At 40.6% G+C, this 16,265-nt stretch carries 23 protein-coding genes; 2 read left to right on the top strand and 21 right to left on the bottom strand.

The window, feature by feature from the left end; genetic code table 11:
* Positions 1 to 10: 10 nt before the first annotated feature.
* From moaD to MKY83_RS07365, 6 genes are read right to left on the bottom strand one after another with little or no spacing between them, the layout of a single operon-like run.
* Positions 11 to 244: a molybdopterin converting factor subunit 1 gene (gene moaD / locus MKY83_RS07390; protein ID WP_065097192.1), complete on the bottom strand. Its 234-nt coding sequence runs from the start codon at positions 242 to 244 to the stop codon at positions 11 to 13.
* Positions 237 to 728, bottom strand: coding sequence for a molybdenum cofactor biosynthesis protein MoaE (locus tag MKY83_RS07385; protein ID WP_044142044.1), 492 nt, complete (start codon positions 726 to 728; stop codon positions 237 to 239). Before MKY83_RS07385 ends, moaD begins: the two co-directional genes overlap by 8 nt.
* Entirely contained in the window at positions 725 to 1,249 is a 525-nt protein-coding gene (mobB, locus tag MKY83_RS07380) for a molybdopterin-guanine dinucleotide biosynthesis protein B (RefSeq protein ID WP_065097413.1), read from the bottom strand. Before mobB ends, MKY83_RS07385 begins: the two co-directional genes overlap by 4 nt.
* Positions 1,231 to 2,508: a gephyrin-like molybdotransferase Glp gene (gene glp, locus MKY83_RS07375; RefSeq protein ID WP_260564573.1), complete on the bottom strand. Its 1,278-nt coding sequence runs from the start codon at positions 2,506 to 2,508 to the stop codon at positions 1,231 to 1,233. Before glp ends, mobB begins: the two co-directional genes overlap by 19 nt.
* A 9-nt stretch (positions 2,509 to 2,517) precedes the next feature.
* Complete coding sequence (locus MKY83_RS07370; protein WP_185107987.1) at positions 2,518 to 3,534, bottom strand: thiazole biosynthesis adenylyltransferase ThiF; 1,017 nt, start codon at positions 3,532 to 3,534, stop codon at positions 2,518 to 2,520.
* Positions 3,535 to 3,563: 29 nt separating this feature from the next.
* The gene (locus MKY83_RS07365) at positions 3,564 to 4,145 is read right to left on the bottom strand and encodes a molybdenum cofactor guanylyltransferase (protein ID WP_185107989.1); all 582 of its coding nucleotides are present in this window, start codon (positions 4,143 to 4,145) and stop codon (positions 3,564 to 3,566) included.
* A gap of 84 nt (positions 4,146 to 4,229) precedes the next feature.
* Here MKY83_RS07365 and MKY83_RS07360 point away from each other — a divergent pair, with 84 nt between their 5' ends.
* Positions 4,230 to 5,147: a sigmaE regulated sporulation protein gene (locus tag MKY83_RS07360; protein ID WP_065097188.1), complete on the top strand. Its 918-nt coding sequence runs from the start codon at positions 4,230 to 4,232 to the stop codon at positions 5,145 to 5,147.
* A 50-nt stretch (positions 5,148 to 5,197) separates the two neighbouring features.
* Here the strand turns inward: MKY83_RS07360 and rok are convergent, their stop codons facing one another.
* The 3 genes from rok to ahpA all read right to left on the bottom strand — a co-directional run bounded on the left by rok (position 5,198) and on the right by ahpA (position 7,333).
* Positions 5,198 to 5,779: a transcriptional regulator Rok gene (gene rok, locus MKY83_RS07355; RefSeq protein ID WP_044142051.1), complete on the bottom strand. Its 582-nt coding sequence runs from the start codon at positions 5,777 to 5,779 to the stop codon at positions 5,198 to 5,200.
* Between the two features lie 470 nt (positions 5,780 to 6,249).
* A complete protein-coding gene (locus MKY83_RS07350; protein ID WP_050945138.1) occupies positions 6,250 to 6,708 on the bottom strand; it encodes a TlpA disulfide reductase family protein in 459 nt (152 codons plus the stop codon).
* 82 nt (positions 6,709 to 6,790) lie between these two features.
* On the bottom strand, positions 6,791 to 7,333 hold the full coding sequence (gene ahpA / locus MKY83_RS07345) for a biofilm-specific peroxidase AhpA (RefSeq protein WP_003211758.1): 543 nt from the start codon (positions 7,331 to 7,333) through the stop codon (positions 6,791 to 6,793).
* A 271-nt stretch (positions 7,334 to 7,604) separates the two neighbouring features.
* Between ahpA and MKY83_RS07340 the strand changes: the two genes are divergently transcribed.
* Positions 7,605 to 8,411 carry a mechanosensitive ion channel family protein gene (locus MKY83_RS07340; RefSeq protein ID WP_065097187.1) on the top strand — a complete coding sequence of 269 codons (807 nt, stop codon included), beginning with the start codon at positions 7,605 to 7,607 and terminating at the stop codon, positions 8,409 to 8,411.
* Between the two features lie 29 nt (positions 8,412 to 8,440).
* Here the strand turns inward: MKY83_RS07340 and MKY83_RS07335 are convergent, their stop codons facing one another.
* From MKY83_RS07335 to MKY83_RS07280, 12 genes are all read right to left on the bottom strand, one after another.
* Positions 8,441 to 8,683, bottom strand: coding sequence for a YkuS family protein (locus tag MKY83_RS07335; RefSeq protein WP_003211408.1), 243 nt, complete (start codon positions 8,681 to 8,683; stop codon positions 8,441 to 8,443).
* A gap of 50 nt (positions 8,684 to 8,733) precedes the next feature.
* Entirely contained in the window at positions 8,734 to 9,912 is a 1,179-nt protein-coding gene (locus MKY83_RS07330) for an N-acetyldiaminopimelate deacetylase (protein WP_065097186.1), read from the bottom strand.
* Positions 9,913 to 9,946: 34 nt separating this feature from the next.
* Positions 9,947 to 10,657: a 2,3,4,5-tetrahydropyridine-2,6-dicarboxylate N-acetyltransferase gene (gene dapD, locus MKY83_RS07325; protein WP_044142056.1), complete on the bottom strand. Its 711-nt coding sequence runs from the start codon at positions 10,655 to 10,657 to the stop codon at positions 9,947 to 9,949.
* Between the two features lie 109 nt (positions 10,658 to 10,766).
* Complete coding sequence (locus MKY83_RS07320) at positions 10,767 to 11,192, bottom strand: flavodoxin (RefSeq protein ID WP_065097412.1); 426 nt, start codon at positions 11,190 to 11,192, stop codon at positions 10,767 to 10,769.
* A 49-nt stretch (positions 11,193 to 11,241) separates the two neighbouring features.
* On the bottom strand, positions 11,242 to 12,135 hold the full coding sequence (locus MKY83_RS07315; RefSeq protein ID WP_065097185.1) for a hypothetical protein: 894 nt from the start codon (positions 12,133 to 12,135) through the stop codon (positions 11,242 to 11,244).
* Positions 12,125 to 12,601: a flavodoxin gene (locus MKY83_RS07310; RefSeq protein ID WP_065097184.1), complete on the bottom strand. Its 477-nt coding sequence runs from the start codon at positions 12,599 to 12,601 to the stop codon at positions 12,125 to 12,127. Before MKY83_RS07310 ends, MKY83_RS07315 begins: the two co-directional genes overlap by 11 nt.
* A 187-nt stretch (positions 12,602 to 12,788) precedes the next feature.
* Entirely contained in the window at positions 12,789 to 13,211 is a 423-nt protein-coding gene (locus MKY83_RS07305) for a DUF4275 family protein (protein ID WP_065097411.1), read from the bottom strand.
* A 111-nt stretch (positions 13,212 to 13,322) separates the two neighbouring features.
* Complete coding sequence (locus tag MKY83_RS07300) at positions 13,323 to 14,204, bottom strand: LysR family transcriptional regulator (RefSeq protein ID WP_342488446.1); 882 nt, start codon at positions 14,202 to 14,204, stop codon at positions 13,323 to 13,325.
* A gap of 96 nt (positions 14,205 to 14,300) precedes the next feature.
* The gene (gene cbpB, locus MKY83_RS07295) at positions 14,301 to 14,744 is read right to left on the bottom strand and encodes a cyclic-di-AMP-binding protein CbpB (protein WP_003210874.1); all 444 of its coding nucleotides are present in this window, start codon (positions 14,742 to 14,744) and stop codon (positions 14,301 to 14,303) included.
* 146 nt (positions 14,745 to 14,890) lie between these two features.
* A complete protein-coding gene (gene abbA, locus MKY83_RS07290; RefSeq protein WP_003210802.1) occupies positions 14,891 to 15,082 on the bottom strand; it encodes an antirepressor AbbA in 192 nt (63 codons plus the stop codon).
* A gap of 149 nt (positions 15,083 to 15,231) precedes the next feature.
* Positions 15,232 to 15,747: a ribonuclease H-like YkuK family protein gene (locus MKY83_RS07285; RefSeq protein ID WP_003212504.1), complete on the bottom strand. Its 516-nt coding sequence runs from the start codon at positions 15,745 to 15,747 to the stop codon at positions 15,232 to 15,234.
* Between the two features lie 142 nt (positions 15,748 to 15,889).
* The gene (locus tag MKY83_RS07280) at positions 15,890 to 16,132 is read right to left on the bottom strand and encodes a DUF1797 family protein (protein WP_003212254.1); all 243 of its coding nucleotides are present in this window, start codon (positions 16,130 to 16,132) and stop codon (positions 15,890 to 15,892) included.
* Positions 16,133 to 16,265: the final 133 nt, after the last annotated feature.

The raw sequence follows: 16,265 nt of genomic DNA, 5'->3' as shown, positions 1-16,265 counted from the left end.
CTAATATCTATTATCCACCGCTTACAGGAGGAATGAATGCAACAGTGTCCCCGCTACGCACTTCAGCGTTTCCCCTCGTATATAGTTCGTTGACTGCAACCATCACATTTTGTGCAGCATCAACACCATATACCTCCTGTAATTCTAATTTAATCTCATCAACCGTTGTTTGATCTTTTTGAATGATGATTTGTTGTTTACCGGCCTTCTCAGCAAGGCCGGCGAACAATAATACACTAATCAAGCTGATCACCTTCTTTCTTTGCAAGTTGAAGATCGCTAGGTTTCCCCTCTGGATATGAAACTTTTTCAAGCTGATCACCTATCCAGGCTTCCCCGTCTTCCCAATATTCTTTTTTCCAAATCGGAACGATTTCCTTAATTCGCTCAATGGCATATTCGTTCGCTTCGTATGCAGCCTTCCTATGAGGAGATGAAACGGCTATCGCAACAGCAATATCCGTTATATCAAGTGTCCCGATCCGGTGCACAATGGCTGCTTCAGTATCAGGCCATCGTTTCTTGATTTCTTGTCCAATTTGACTTAGCATACTTTCAGCCATTGGTATGTAAGCTTCATAAGTTAAGCGCAACGTTTTCTTACCGTTTGTCCACTCTCTGACCGTCCCGATAAACGTCGTAATGGCCCCTGCCTTCCGCCTTGTCACATGCTGAATCAATTCATTCACATCAATCGGCACTTTTGTTATTTTAAAAAGTTCACTCAAATAGAGCCACCTCCCTTCAATAAGTTATAACAAAATGTATGCGCATCCTTTTCAAAGGCTGAAAACACTGGAAAAGAGTAATTTTTGGCTAACTGAAACTCTTGAGAAAAATAAATAGCTGCTTGTATATCGGAAAGTGTTGAAAGATCAATGAGCTCCTCTTCATTCTTCACACAAACGATTTTGCGGTATGGTGCCTGTTTATACCCTTCTATCAAGACCGCGTCTAATGGAAGATACTGACACATGTTGAGCAATTGCTTTAACGTGATGTGCTGCATTGAAAAGTGAAATTCACCCTCTCCTTCTACGCCAGTGGCAAATGCACCTGCCCCGACATATCGATCGGTGTCTTTTTCTTTCAAAAGACGATCTGGTTTACCGCCATGTCCATGGTGTTTAAAACAGCCTAGCTTCAGTTCATCAATTACAGCCAGCTGACAGAGCTTTTCAATCAACGACGTCTTTCCGCTGTTTTGATAACCGACCACCTGTAATATGCTTAATGTGTCATCCAGCATGGGGAACCCTCGCCTTCGTGCTGAAACAGCAGAACATGCACCTGATCACCAGCCTTAAAACCTCTTGTTCCACCTGGCAGCACGATGAAACAGTTAGCCTCTGCTATTGAGGTCACGGCACTTGATTTATCGAGACCTGTTGGGGTCACACTGAGCTGACTGCCAGTGAACTCAAGTGCCGCTCTAACAAATCGAGTAAACGGATTGGCTTTTGGGAAATCGTGTGTCAGCTTCGCCTCAGCAAAATCGGGTAACGACTGTGTCTTGAAAGACCATTTATAGATCATCGGTTTCACAAATAATTCAAAGCCAACGAAACAGGCAGCAGGATTTCCAGACAGCCCAAACAGCAGTTGACCATTTGGCATTGCAGCAACCGTCGTCACACTGCCGGGTCTCATGGCCACTTTATTAAATAGCACCTGAGCTCCCAGCTTTTCATAAATTGCAGGAAGAAAGTCAAAATCACCTACAGAAACTCCGCCTGTTGTAATTAAGAAGTCTACCTTGCTTAAGGCTGCTTTGACTGCATGATAGCTTTTGTCAAATTCATCGGACACACCGCCTAAATCAAGCGGCTCTCCCCCAGCCTTAAGGATCTGGGCATAAACCATACTAAGGTTACTGTTTCTAATCTTCCCGTCCACCATCGCATCACTCACTTGAAGAAGCTCTGTACCTGTTGAGATGATGCCGATCACTGGCTTTTTGACAACTGGAACTACCGCATATCCGAATGTCGCCAATAAGGCCGTAACGCCCGGAGTTACTTTGGTTCCTTTTTTGAGCATCACATTCCCTTCAAGTACCTCTTCTCCTTGACGAGAAATATTGTCCCCTTTTTTCAGCGGTCTTTTAAGTGACATGTAGGATTTTCCATCTTTTTCAAAGGTTTTAGTCAGCTCAAGCATGATGACGACATTTGCTCCATTCGGGATTTTTGCTCCTGTCATGATACGAATGGCTTGAAAGGGACCGATGGTTTTTGCTGAGACCACTCCTGCCCCAATATGATCAATGACCTCAAATTCAACCGGATGCTCGCTTGACGCTTCTTTTGTATCTTCTGCCCGAAGTGCAAAACCATCATACGGGGACCGATCAAATGCAGGCACATCATGATCTGCCAAAATATCTTCTGCAATGAACCTTTCAAGGCTATTTCTTAAGGGCACCCATTCTGCTTCTCCATGCTTTTCATATTGATGGACTTTCTGAATGGCTTCTTGTACTGGAATTGGCTGACGTCTTTCCATCACACTTCACTCCTATATCCCTAGCAGTTTTGCTAGTAATGAATTGGCTGCTTTTTCATCATTTGTCCCATGGATTAATGCACGTCCACCTTTGAAAAAGACAATACGATAAGATTCATAGCGGACATGGATTAAGAAGTCATTCACTTCCACCTCACAAATGGATGACAGTCGATCTTTCACATGCTGAAATGATAGATTAGCTAGATCCTTAGATACAACTTGGACTGTATCCCGCCCGCAAAGAATCGTCGTTTTTTTACGCTGCTCGTGTAAATAAGGATAGGTTCTATCTTTGCCGCAAGATGGACAGTCCTTCTGCTTAGTAAGAGACAAATCCATTTTAAACGATGTCGCCTGCCAAAGATCAAATGTGACAAATTTCCGTTCGATTTGATCTTCATGTCCTGTTAAATACTTTAGCGCCTCTGTTTGCTGATAAGCAGAAACCATCTGAACTGCTGGAGAAATAATCCCCGCTGTATCACACGTCAAGCCGCCAACAGGCAGTTCTGTAAAGACACACGATAAACACGGCGTTTTATCCGGTAAAATGGTCATATACAACCCCTGACTGCTCACACAAGCGCCATATATCCACGGCGTCTTCGTTTCCTGCGATAAATCGTTCATAATCATTCTCGTCTCAAAATTATCCGTCGCATCAATGACAATATTTGCGCTTTGAAATAACGGTCTTAACAGCTCCACCCCTGCATCTTCAATCAGGGCGTGTATGGTCACTTCATGATTGATCTCTTGGAGACGTTTTTTTGCCGCAGCTGCTTTTGGCACATGTGCCTTTGCATCATCTTCTGTGTACAGCTGCTGCCGCTGTAAATTTGAAAACTCTACATAATCACGATCAACAATCGTCAACTTGCCGATCCCAGACCGGACAAGCCCTTCCGCAGAGGCCGTTCCAAGTGCACCCGCTCCAACAATTAGAACATGACTGTCAGCAAGCGCACGCTGACCCTTTTCCCCAACCGGAGGGAACAAGATTTGTCTTGAATATCGGTCATTCAATGCTGTTCTCTCCTCACCATTTTTATGTATCATATCATACCGTTTTCAGGTAAATCGCTTCTTTTATTGATATTTCGAAATTCATTTGGTGTTGCGTTCAGTTGCTCCTCTGGGACGATACGCACCTTAAGCCTTTGAAGCAACTCTTTCATGGCTAATTGATTCTCTTTTAAACACGCATCAATGGACGGCAGACAGCGGCGGTGATAAAGCGCAAATAAAGGCTGTAATCTGCCCTGAACAAGCGGGATGATAGCATCTGCATGATCGCTGCAATAGGACGATAATGCTTCGGCGGTCTCCCTCCGTATGAAAGGCATGTCACATGCCGTCATTAAATACCATGCTGCTTCTTGCTTTTGCATCGCCGTATACATGCCGGCAAGCGGCCCGCATCCGCGAACCTGATCATCATCCAACCACACATCTCGTTCACCTCTTTCTTTAAAAAAAGTTAGAAGTGATGGATGGCTGATGATAACTGTCTGTCCTTTCAAAAGCTGCTTTTTCACATGCTCATATAGTGGTTTTCCTTGATACATATAACTTGCCTTTGGCTCTCCAAAACGTCTGGATGCTCCTCCAGCTAAAATGACATTGACTACGTCCATCCGCTCACCCTCCTTTGATATGGTTGTTCTAATCGCACTCATCTCGCATACTTTATTGGTAACATGAATAAGGAGGGTCTATCGATGAAAAGGCGCCATGCTTCTCCCCTATTCCATGACCTATCTCAAGAGAATTTATACTTAAAAGCGGAAACAGCCAAATATCAACAAATGATCGCTGATTTACAGTCCTCATATACGTATGCTAAAAATAAGAAGTTAACTCAAGAATATCACGAGATGAAAAAGGATTACACGCAATTAAAACAACAATTGGATGAAATGACCATTGATCAAGACGATGCAGCCTCAAAAATACAGGATCTTTCCTACAGCAAATCTGAATTATTACATAAAATAGTCCTTCTTCATGAAATGCTCCAAAAAGAAACCTTTCATAGAAGGAAAGAAACGGAAGAAAAACACCGGCTGCATTTAAAAGTAGTCAAATATAAAGAAATCTCTCAACAATTAAATGAACGGATGCAGGATCAAGATAAACGGCTTGCAAAAGAGGAGAAAAAAGGAAATACTTTATCCGCTGTGATTGAGAAACTGCAGCAAACATTAGGTGATAAAAACGCAGAGCTCAATCTATTACAGGAAGGCGTTAAACACCTGCAGGAGCGTTTTTTTGAAACACAAGAGAAATTACTGCAAATCGAAAAAGCAAAGGAAGCGATTTTTTATGAAACACTCACAAGCTATCAAAAGCAGTTAGCAGAAAGTGAGGAATGGATCGCATCTCATTTTGCTGATATTGACCAGTCAGCCCAAGCAAATTCACAGCCATTCTCTCGAGACAGCCTCCTGCAAACAACGGAAGAAATCGAACCCATCTTGAAAAAGCTGAACGAACAAGTTCAAACACTCCAAGCACAAGTCGATGCGGTGCAGCAAAATGGAGAAGTCATGACAGTGAAGATTGAAGGCTTCAAAAAACAGCGTGATCACCTGTCAAAGGAACGAAAAATTGTCTATACAGTTGATCAAAAAAAGTAATGCTCGCAATAAAAAAACTGCTGGCTTTTCGTCAGCAGTTTCTTTTTTATTTATTCGTCTTCTGTTTGAATATCGCCTTCTAAAATATACTGTCCGCGATATGGCTTTTTCACTTCAGGATACATTTTAATTAAGCTTTGCATAAACGTTGTCATATTTGGAATTTCAAGACCGCTCTCTTTTTCAATTTCTTTTTGAAGTTCAGAGCTTTTAATCGCTGCATTATGACGCTTTAACGTTTTAATCGCAGCTTCACGAAGCTTAGCTGCCTTTGAACCAGGGCGAGCTGTGCCTCTTCTGCGTCTTGTAGATCCTTCAGGAATACCTACAGGTGCACCGTTTAGCTGTCCTGTTCCTAAAGTTGATGCAGAATTTGATTGTGATTGTGCAGGCGGCTGGTAGCTTCTCATTTCTTGTGCAGCCAGTTCAGCTAATACAGGCAGTGAATCCGTTTTTCTTTCTGTACGCACTTCTTTTTTTGTATCTGACACTAGACCTGTTCCTTGACGGTCTAATTCTCTTAATTTTGCATAAATCGCATCTCGCTCAATTTGATATTCACGGATGACCTTTACTTCTGCTTCGTTTAATTGTTCCAATCGTAATCGTAACGCTTCCCTCTCATTAAACAATGGATTTCCCCCTCATCATATAAAAAATATTCTATAGTAAATATTAGATTAGAAAACTAATTTTATCAACTATTTTTTTATCATTTTACAGTTTGTTATCAGATAGGTATTTTCAACTAAAATTTTGCCAAAGAGGAACAATCGGCATCCATTTCATTGCCACTAAAGGCTTTTGACAAACCTTAAAATATTGTAAAAAATTTGAATAAACACTTATACTACTTGATTTACATCGTTATTTACCAAACTGAAATTTCTTTTGTGCAAAAACGTTCTGAATAGTAAAAAGTTAAAATCTTTACATTTTCATTTCAAAACAAAAATGTAAATAGGTCGTTATACCTTTTTGTTTCAGGAATATTTTTTTATAAACTCCCTCAATTTCGCTTTTCTTAGAAAGGCGAAGTCCATTCCGTGCAATAGGTCGCCTATTTTTGTCCATGAAAAAACCCCCATTTATGGGGGAAAGCCTATTCTGCAGCCTTTTCAGACTCAGAAAGCACTCGATTGACACGTTTCTCAAGCATTTTCATTCCGCTTCCGCCAGCTTGGAAGTGGCGCAGAGCACCTGTTTTATCAAATACATAATATGCTGGTACATATTCATTTTCAAAGGCTTCTGTTAATTTATGATCACTGTCCACAAAAATTGGCTGCGTGATTTCATGCTCTTTCGCAACTTCCTTGATCTTATCCAGATCTAGGTCATCCTCTGAACGCGGCATATGAACGGCTATCACGTTTAGTTGATCCTTGTATTCATCACGGAATTGATTGACTTGAGGCATTGCCTCTTTACAAAGATGACAGCTGACTGACCAGAAATGAATCAATGTTGGTTTCTCACCAATCAGATCTTCTTTTGTTACTTCTCCATTTAACCATTCTTTTGCACCAGTTAGTTCTGGCATTGGTTGACGTAATTTCATTATGAAGCGCCTCCATCCATTGTATGTGTCGAAACAAAAAGGTCTAACATTAGTTAGACCCTTCTGTTTCTTCAGCTATCAATTAAAGTGTTTTTTGACCAGGCTTCCAGTTCGCTGGGCAAAGTCCACCAGTTTGTAATGCTTGAAGAACACGTAATGTCTCATCTACATCACGACCGATATTGTTGTGGAATACTGTTTGATATTGAAGTTCGCCTTCTGGGTTGATAATGAATAAACCGCGAAGTGCAATTCCTTCTTCTTCAATTAAAACGCCGTATTCTCTAGATACTGTGTGGTTTGTGTCAGCAGCTAGCGGATATTTCAATTCACCTAGACCATTGTCTTTACGGTCTGTGTTGATCCAAGCAAGATGCGTATGGATTGTATCAGTAGATACACCAATGATTTCAGCATCTAAATCTTCGAACTCATCATAACGATCGCTCATTGCTGTAATTTCAGTTGGGCAAACAAATGTGAAATCCATTGGGTAGAAGAAAAGAACTGTCCATTTGTCATTCTTCATGTTTTCTTCTAAACTCACTTTACCAAATTCCTTGTTAGCAAGTACTGCTTCCATTTCAAAACGTGGAGCTTGTTTTCCTACAAAACGCTCTGCCATATGTAAATCCCTCCAAAAATAATATCTTTATACAGACTTCTAAGCTGTATATAAAATGAGAATCAAAAGTTGAAATTCTCATTTAGTTAATAACTTCACAATTACAATTATAATACTTAAGCGGTTTTTAGTCAATATTAATTAATAATAAATTTAATTAACGATTTGTCACAATCTCTTTCTCCACTTAACAAAAGTTTAACATGTCTTGCAGAAGGGAACAAATGATTAGCTTCTCTATTAGAGCATACATAGAAAGGTTTTGAAGATCATGAAAGGATTTGAACAAGTAGATTGGGTTTCCATTATCCTCAATAGCAGTATGATTTTGCTAAAACTAATCGCTATTTTCGCGATTTATTTTATCATTAGAGCCATCGGAAATAAGATGATTAAGCGTGCCTATTCCACATTCTCTGAAAAGCATGATGTCTCTTTATCAAGAGCTCAAACGCTGCAAAGTCTTACGTTAAATATTTTCGCCTACTTATTGATTTTTATTCTAGTGGTCATGATCCTCGACTTATTTCATTATAACCCGACCGCTTTATTAGCTGGGGCAGGCGTTGTGGGGCTTGCAATCGGCTTTGGCGCTCAAGGGCTAGTGAGTGATATTGTGACAGGATTCTTTATCTTATTAGAGAAACAATTCGATGTGGGAGAATATATAACAGTTGCTGGCTTTGATGGGATCGTAGAACAAATTGGACTTAGAACCACGCAGCTTCGAAGCTTTGACGGCACCCTTCATTTTATTCCAAATCGAAGCATATTGAACGTGAGCAATCATTCAAGAGGGACTATGCAGGCACTCGTCGATATCGAGCTATCTCCAGAAGAGAATGTGGATCAAATGATCACAGCTCTTCAAGCTGCGTGTGATGAGGTACGAAAAGACATTCCTCAAATTATCGAAGGCCCTCAAGTTGTCGGCGTGGAGGCGTTCGGATCCTCTTCCCTTGTACTGCGCATCATTGCAAAAACCGAAACAATGGAGCAATGGCGGGTAGAACGAATCTTGCGCAAAAAAATGAAAGAAGTTCTCGATATAGAAAAAGAGCAAAAAGAACCGGGATGATAATCTACCGGTTCTTTTTCTTGTTAGTTTTATTGAACACGCTGTTCTACTTCTTGACAAATTTCATCAGCCGTCATACCTGACGCGGTAATCACAGATGCTTTTGTCGTTGTGTCTGAGATGCCAAGAACATTTGAATCTAGTCCTGTGACAACATAGCAGTCACACTGATCCATTTGCTGTTCATTTTGAATACGTACGACGTCATATCCTTTTTGCTTCAGTAGTTCTTCTACATCGGATAAAGATGGTTCTACACCAATTCTTGTCATAATCAAGAACACCTCCTGTTCATAAGGTGTACAGGAGGCAGCTTGATTATTCATTCCCCTGCTTGCTTTTTGAAATAAGCTGTCATAACGTTTACAGCTGTTTCAATCGCTTTTTCATCAGGCATGAGTTTTGCATGATGCAGGCCATATTCTGAATCGACCCCTAACCAAAACATGAATCCAGGGTATTTTTTCAGCATGTAGCCAAAATCTTCTCCTGTCATGGCTTCTCTGCATTCAACCACATTCGCAAGCCCTTCTCCGGCAACATATGACATGAATTCCTCTGTCAGTTCCTTTGAATTGTCCACTTCGTAATAAGATGAAGGATATCGCACGGTTGCCTTGCATTCGTAGCCAATTTCAATCCCTTTTGCTAGTGCTTCAATTCGCTTTCTCACTTTTTCCATAGATTCTGGTGAAAGTGTACGAATGGTGCCATCAAGCTTCGCATGCTGCGCAATGATATTTTGAGCCGTTCCTCCTGTAATCGTGCCAACCGTAATGACCGCACTATCAAGAGGATCGACATTACGAGAAATAACCGATTGCAGCTGACCTACAAGTGCACTCGCAGCCACAACCATATCATTCGCTAAATGAGGGTAAGCAGCGTGCCCGCCTTTTCCTTCAAGATCAATTACAAGCTCACTCGTATTGGCAAAAAGCAGCCCTGGCTTTGTGGCTATCGTTCCGACAGGATACTCAGGTGCAATATGCAGCGCTGTAATAAAATCTGGCGTCCATTTTTTCAGCACATCACTTGTAAGCATCGGTTCAGCTCCGCCTGGACCTTCTTCTGCCGGCTGGAACATAAATAATAGATCTTCTTTGATTGGCTCATGAACAAAATGATCAATGATACCGAGTGCAATGGTCATATGAAGGTCATGTCCACACGCATGCATCTTCCCTTCATGTACTGATTGAAATGGATACCCTGTGTCCTCAGGAATTGACAGACCGTCCATATCTGCACGATACGCAAATACGCGCTCAGGATTTCTTCCCTTTACTTTGACAAAAAGTCCAGTTCGCCAAGTTTCTATCTCAACTCGATCTTTTGAATAAGCACCAAGATGATTGATGAGGTACGCTTGTGTTTTGAATTCCTTAAAACCAAGCTCAGGGATTTGATGTAAATCTCTTCGAATGGATATCAATTGCTCACGATTTAACAAGTGAACTCGCTTCCTTTCTTCTATACGAATAAGACGTGGATATATCATCCACGTCTATGTCTTCAGCTGCGAATTATTTGAATTAAAGCTGACGCAGTTCTTGTTTAATTTCTGTTTTACCTTTTGTTTTTTCATCAATGTCTTTGATTTTCTTTGCAGGTGTACCTGCTACAACTGTGTAAGGCTCTACATCGTTCACAACGATCGCACCAGCAGCTACGACTGCACCTTTACCAATTGTCACACCTTCTAGAACAACAGCGTTCGCACCAATGACAACTTCATCTTCTACGACAACTGGTTTAGCAGACGGTGGCTCAATGACACCTGCAAGGACAGATCCAGCACCGATATGACAGTTCTTACCTACTGTCGCACGGCCGCCAAGCACCACGTTCATGTCAATCATCGTACCTTCGCCGATCACAGAACCGATATTAATAGAAGCCCCCATCATGATGACTGCATTATCACCGATTTCAACTTGGTCACGAATGATCGCACCTGGCTCAATACGTGCTTTAATGTTCTTTAAATCTAACATCGGGATTGCAGAGTTGCGGCGGTCATTTTCCACGACAACATCTTCAATTTTGTCTTTGTTCGTTTCTAGCGCTTCTTGAATGTCGCTCCACTCACCGAAAACAACTCCAGTGTTTCCTGTGATGAACGTTTTTGCATGTTCACCAAACTCAATACCTTCTAAATCACCTTTAATGTAGACTTTGACAGGTGTTGATTTTGTACTATTTTGAATAAATGAAATAATTTCATTAGCGTCCATTTGTTTCATGTATGTATGTCCTCCTCTTAATTTATACTTCATTACTGTACCAAAGGAGAGTTTTAATGACAAGTGAAAGAGTTGACTCTTCAATGGAAAATAAAACAAGCGGGACCGATTACCCCGCTTCCTGCTGGTGAAGATGAACAAATTGCTTGCCAAAAGAAATCAATTTCTCCTCTTCTTCTCCTTCTGGATTTAGCTCGATCTTGACGGATGGCAGGACAATGTCACCGCCAAGCTCCTTCACTTTTTTTTCGATTAGGTCAACAGCTCCGCAAAAATGCTCATAAGATGTATCCCCGGAACCGAATACAGCAAATGCTTTTCCCGTTAAATCAAGCTCTTCCATTTCTTCATATAAATCAATAAAATCATCAGGAAGGTCACCATCTCCCCATGTGTACGCACCTAACATAATGTGCGTGTAATCATTGAGAAGCTCTGCATCAATATCCATCGCTTCATGACGGTCCACGCTAGCTCCTGCTTCTGTTATTCCTTTTTCAATTAAATCTGCCATCGCTTCTGTATTCCCAGACATCGTGGCATACACCAGTAAAACCTTTTCTGTCACTTTTTCTTCCTCCTTATCAATGAATCAATGCCGGCTCCTCATATGGCCTCACAAACTTGCTTTCATATAAACCAGCACAGAAAAAGTTTTCATTTTGATTGGCTACACGAAAACCGTGTCCTTTGATCGTATCAAACCATTTGAGCTCTTTTTGCTCAATATCAAGCTGATACACTTTAGAAAACCCATGTTCGTCTTGTGAAGTCGTCACATACACAATGCCATTATCCTCTGACACATCCAAGAATGATTCCTCTCTAGCAAAGGCTTGTGATTGAATATCATGCAGCATATTGGTATGTAAATCTAAAATTTGAACAGACCCCTTTTTACCTTTTTTTGACCCCAATGCGCAAACAAGCAGATGCTCCTGACAGAGCAGCATAGAAGCTGTCATTCGGTGCTCCTCTCTGTTTAGGAGAAAAACCTGTTCACTCTCCAAGTCATACACCCATATTCCTCCGTGAACCTCATGAATCTGTGTTCCAATATAAAGGTGATCACCCGCAGCACATAAAGAACGAATGACAGGCGGGTGGTTCACATGAGCAAATGGCTTCATAATTTCCCAGGAAATCCCGAAATCATTTGACACATAAATACTATGTTTTCCATGTGCACACACAAACCCATCTTTGCGTCCTGTAATAGACCAAACGACTGCATTTGTTGGAAATGATGATAGCGCCCATGTATGGCCTTCATCTCCTGATCTAATCACTGTGCCATTTTCACCAACACCGAATAAATAAGGTCCAATATAGCTGATGGCATGAATTTTATGCTTGAACTTAAACAGTTGCTGCCACCCGCGCTCCACACTGTAGTGAAAAATACCTTCACGTTTTACAGCGACAAAGTATCCACCGTTTTTAGATGCAGCAACAGCTGTCGCTCCTTTATGAAACATGATTTTCAACTCGTTTCTCAGATAACGCCGCCCACGTTAAGAAACTCGTGGCAAATTCCTGACAGCATGCCACATCCTCATCGGTATCAGGCGCAAGCTCCATTTTCAATGTTTCAGGAAATACAGATGCACCGGTTGATTTGAGCATGTCATGAAATGTATGGACAGCCTCACAAAACTTCGGGTAGCTGTAATCTCCAGATCCGAACACAGCTGCTTTGATGTCACTTAGTTCAAGCGTAGAGACCTCTTCATAAAAGTCCTCAGCTTCATAAGGTAAATCACCATCACCCCATGTATAAGAACCGATGAACACATAATCGTATGAAGAAAGGTCCTCTGCGCTTGTATCATCAAATTCCAACATCTCTGTATCGATCTCTTTTCCTTCTAGTGTTTGCTTTATGATTGCTGCCATATCTTCTGTATTACCAGACATACTCGCAAATGCAATTAGTGCTTTCATCTATCGGTCACCTCATCTAAATGATAATCATTTTCAATTATTATATGTACACTTTAAATGATAATGATTTTCATTGTCAAATGATTTCATAAAAAAGCTTTGACCAAATCAACACTATAACCCAATGAAAAACCCGCTCATTCCAATTGGAAGGCGGGTTTTTCGTATCGAAGAGATCATCGGTTCCTCATTCGTTCGTTTCATCTATTCGAATAAAATATGGACCATAATCCGTTTCGTGCGTCATCACAAATGTCCATTTTTCATTCCAGTCCATCACATACATATCGTTATAATCCATATGATTAGATTGATATGGTAAATCATTGATTAAAAGAGAGCTGGCATTTTCGAAAAGATACGCCTCGTCCACAAATTGATAAAAAACAGTACACTTATCCTTTGATTGTTGAAGAAATGCGTCTATCGCTTCAACCTTTTCAAGGCATGTAACCATTCCAAAACTGCATAAATGCCATAAAAAATCATCTTTTGATATCTCATTTTGTTCTTTAATTGAAAGATGACTAGCAAAACGTTCACGCCACCTCGCGCGCAAATGATCTCCCCATTCAGGTTTGTTGATTTTGATTAATTGATTGTTTTTCATAAGATCGAAGTCTCCTCTATGATTCGCTCCATCTATCTGTTGCTTTGATATGCGTGCAATAAGTAAATGATCATTCAACTAAAAAAAGCACCTCCTCTTCCAAGAAGGTGCTTACACCGCATCACTTTCAAGCATTTCTTTGACCACACCAACAAATGCTTGCACCTGTTTTAATTGAAAAGAAGCTTCATAGCCTAGCAGCCATGTGTCACGTCCGATTTGCTCTCCATTCACGTCAACAAGCGGTGTTTTATGAACACTTTTTTCGTGGTCGTATAAGGTGACCGAAGGCAAAATGGCGTAGCCGATGCCGTGGTAGGCCATTTGTTTACACGTCTCAATCTGGTCCACTAGAATCGTCTGCTTTGGAGACACTTTGAATTTTTGATGCCACCAGTGCTGGATTTCCTGATAATACGTGCTGTCGCTTTTAAATTGAATAAACGGGCGTTCTGTCTCGATTAACTCGTCCACGTCTTTGATAACAGAATCGACTAAATATAAATGATCTGTCATCAAATATTCCTTTGTTCCTTTCCAATCAGGGTTTCCGCGAATGATCCCAATGTGCACATGGTCCTCATATAAGCTTTTGAGCATTTCACTACTCCAGCCGGTCACAAGTGATACCTTCGCATTTGGGTACTTTTGGACATATCGCTTTAACACTTTCGGCAGCCAGTGCTGTCCAATAATGGATGCAACCGCAAGCTTTAGTGTACCGTGAATTTCCCCTTCAAGTTCATCGATTCGTTCTCTCACTCGATCTTGCTCAACCGTCACCTCTTTTGCAAATTGAATGATCTGTTCACCTGCTGAAGTTACGGTGAGCCCTTTCTGAGAACGAAAAAAGATTTTGATTCCCCACTCTTTTTCGATCGTCTGCAATCTTTGAGATAAAGCAGGCTGAGAGACAAAGAGCCGCTCCGAAGCCTTTCTCATATTCAATTCTTCACTTAGCACAACAAGCATATGTAACTCCTGAAACTGCATGGGCGTCCCCTTTCTCTCTATAAGTTTTTCTTATTCCATATGGTCATTATATAAATTATAGCTTATGAAGGCAAAAAAAATAAGCTGGGTTTCAGCTCATTTTTTCGCGGCATGAATCACTTCATTTAAGCGCTTTAATACAACACGTCGTGTAAATATTCCTTCAAAGACTTGCTCCTCATTTACGACACAAACAAATCCATTATTCGTTACAGCGTGAACGCCTTTTAGCACAGGATCCGTCGTTTTAAGCCTTGGGATATCAGTAAGCATAACCTCTTCTACCTTCAGTTGGTCCAGCTTTTCGAATTCAATTCGTTCTAAACCAAAGATCTTATCCATGATCATATTCGTTCCAATTAACCCATGCAGGTGATAAGAAGGATCTAATACCGGGATGGCTGTATATCCTGTTTTTGTAAGGACCAATAGAGCATGCTCAAGGTTATTTCCAATTTGAACATGTGCCACTTTATCTGCATCAATCATATGCTCGGCTACTGTTGACTCAAGCAATTGAGTTGGTTCTATCTCTATCATGTTTCTTCGACCCCTTTTCTCTCAATCATCAATCATACATTCCCCTTTACCATTAAGCATAAACTAAAACGAAATTTGTCGAAAGATTTTTTCTGCATAAAAAAGATACTCAGCTCCCGAGTATCTAATAGAATGTTAAATCAATATTAATTCTCAAACCTTACTCTGTCATACAATGTGATCAATTGCTTATACGTATTGTCATCGACATTTTTTGTTCCACATTCTATATCATTGATCTCACTGCTTAGTAATTCGACAGCATATTCCTGATTCAGCAATACGTTTAATAATAGCTTTTTCTCTTCTTCATTAAAACGATTTTCGATGACGCTCATCCAACATCAGGCCCCCTGTTTCATATATGCTTTTATATTGATTAGCAGGCTTTTGAATGTCTGCTTCCTCTCTATACAGCTAGAATAAGGAACTAGAATCGAATCGTCAACCGCACGTTTCGACAAGGTTTGGAGAAAAATGACGGAATTTATTTTGTGTATCGATTGGCATAGCAAAATGCTGCGTATGAGTCGGGTTTTATTTTAGCTTCAATTCCCATAGCTGTGATCATTCCGGTCATTTCCTGAATTAGATCTTTTGTACTTCCTTTTTTGCCAATATCCAGATGGGCTTCAAAACGGAGGTCTGCCCCTTCCTCAGCAAACGGAAGAAGCAAATCCATCAGTTCTGTTAAAGGCCCCTCAAGGATGTCTGCACATACCTTTTGGCTAAACGCTGTCTCTAATGAAATTTTTTCTCTAAGGCTTTGCACAGGCCTGCTGATCACTTGTTGCGTGAGGCAACCCCAAGCCCCTTTGCCAATCCGGTGGAGATGAATTGCAGTCATAAATCTTGTGACATTTTGATTGACCTGAGAGTCCGTACCAATTGATAACACATAGGCGGATCTAGGGTCTTTTCGAATAAAGTCTTTCATTCTCATGACGACATCAGAAAACGCTAAATGATCTTCAGAAAGATTGTAGTAAAAAGAATCACTCACAGAAAAGAACTCCTTTTTAATGGTCTCTTATCCGAAATGTGCGCTGATTGATCATCTTCCATTACACTGCCAAAAATGACACATGTATATTGCCGCAAATAAACGAAGGAATCCTTAGAAAAAACATTTCATACGATTCAGCTTAGGATTGTAGAAGCTCAAAAATCTCAATCGAAATCATATCAATGTTGTCAAATGGGAAAGTGTTTGGCTTATCCCCTTGTTGAAAAACAGTCAATTCAAACGTTTGATTCTTTTCGAAATACTTAACACTGCAGATTTTCTCACCGTTCACTTCGAAATAACGCTGTGCCGGTTCGTTTGCAGCTTCTGCTGTCTCTTGAAGACTTTGCAGCCTTGTAATGATACCCATTAATTGTGACATTCTAAAAAAAGACTCCTTTCAAAAAAACAACTCAAGATGAACCCGTATTGATTATACACAAGTCCTACAAAGCATCATACCATAAAGTGTTCTCAGATGATATTTTTCCTCTTGAATTCAAAAAAAGAAAAAG

Source organism: Bacillus sp. FSL M8-0266, from assembly GCF_038613425.1.
GTDB lineage: Bacteria > Bacillota > Bacilli > Bacillales > Bacillaceae > Bacillus > Bacillus pumilus.
Note: the sequence above shows the minus strand (reverse complement) of the source record. Positions and strands in the feature narration are given on the sequence as shown.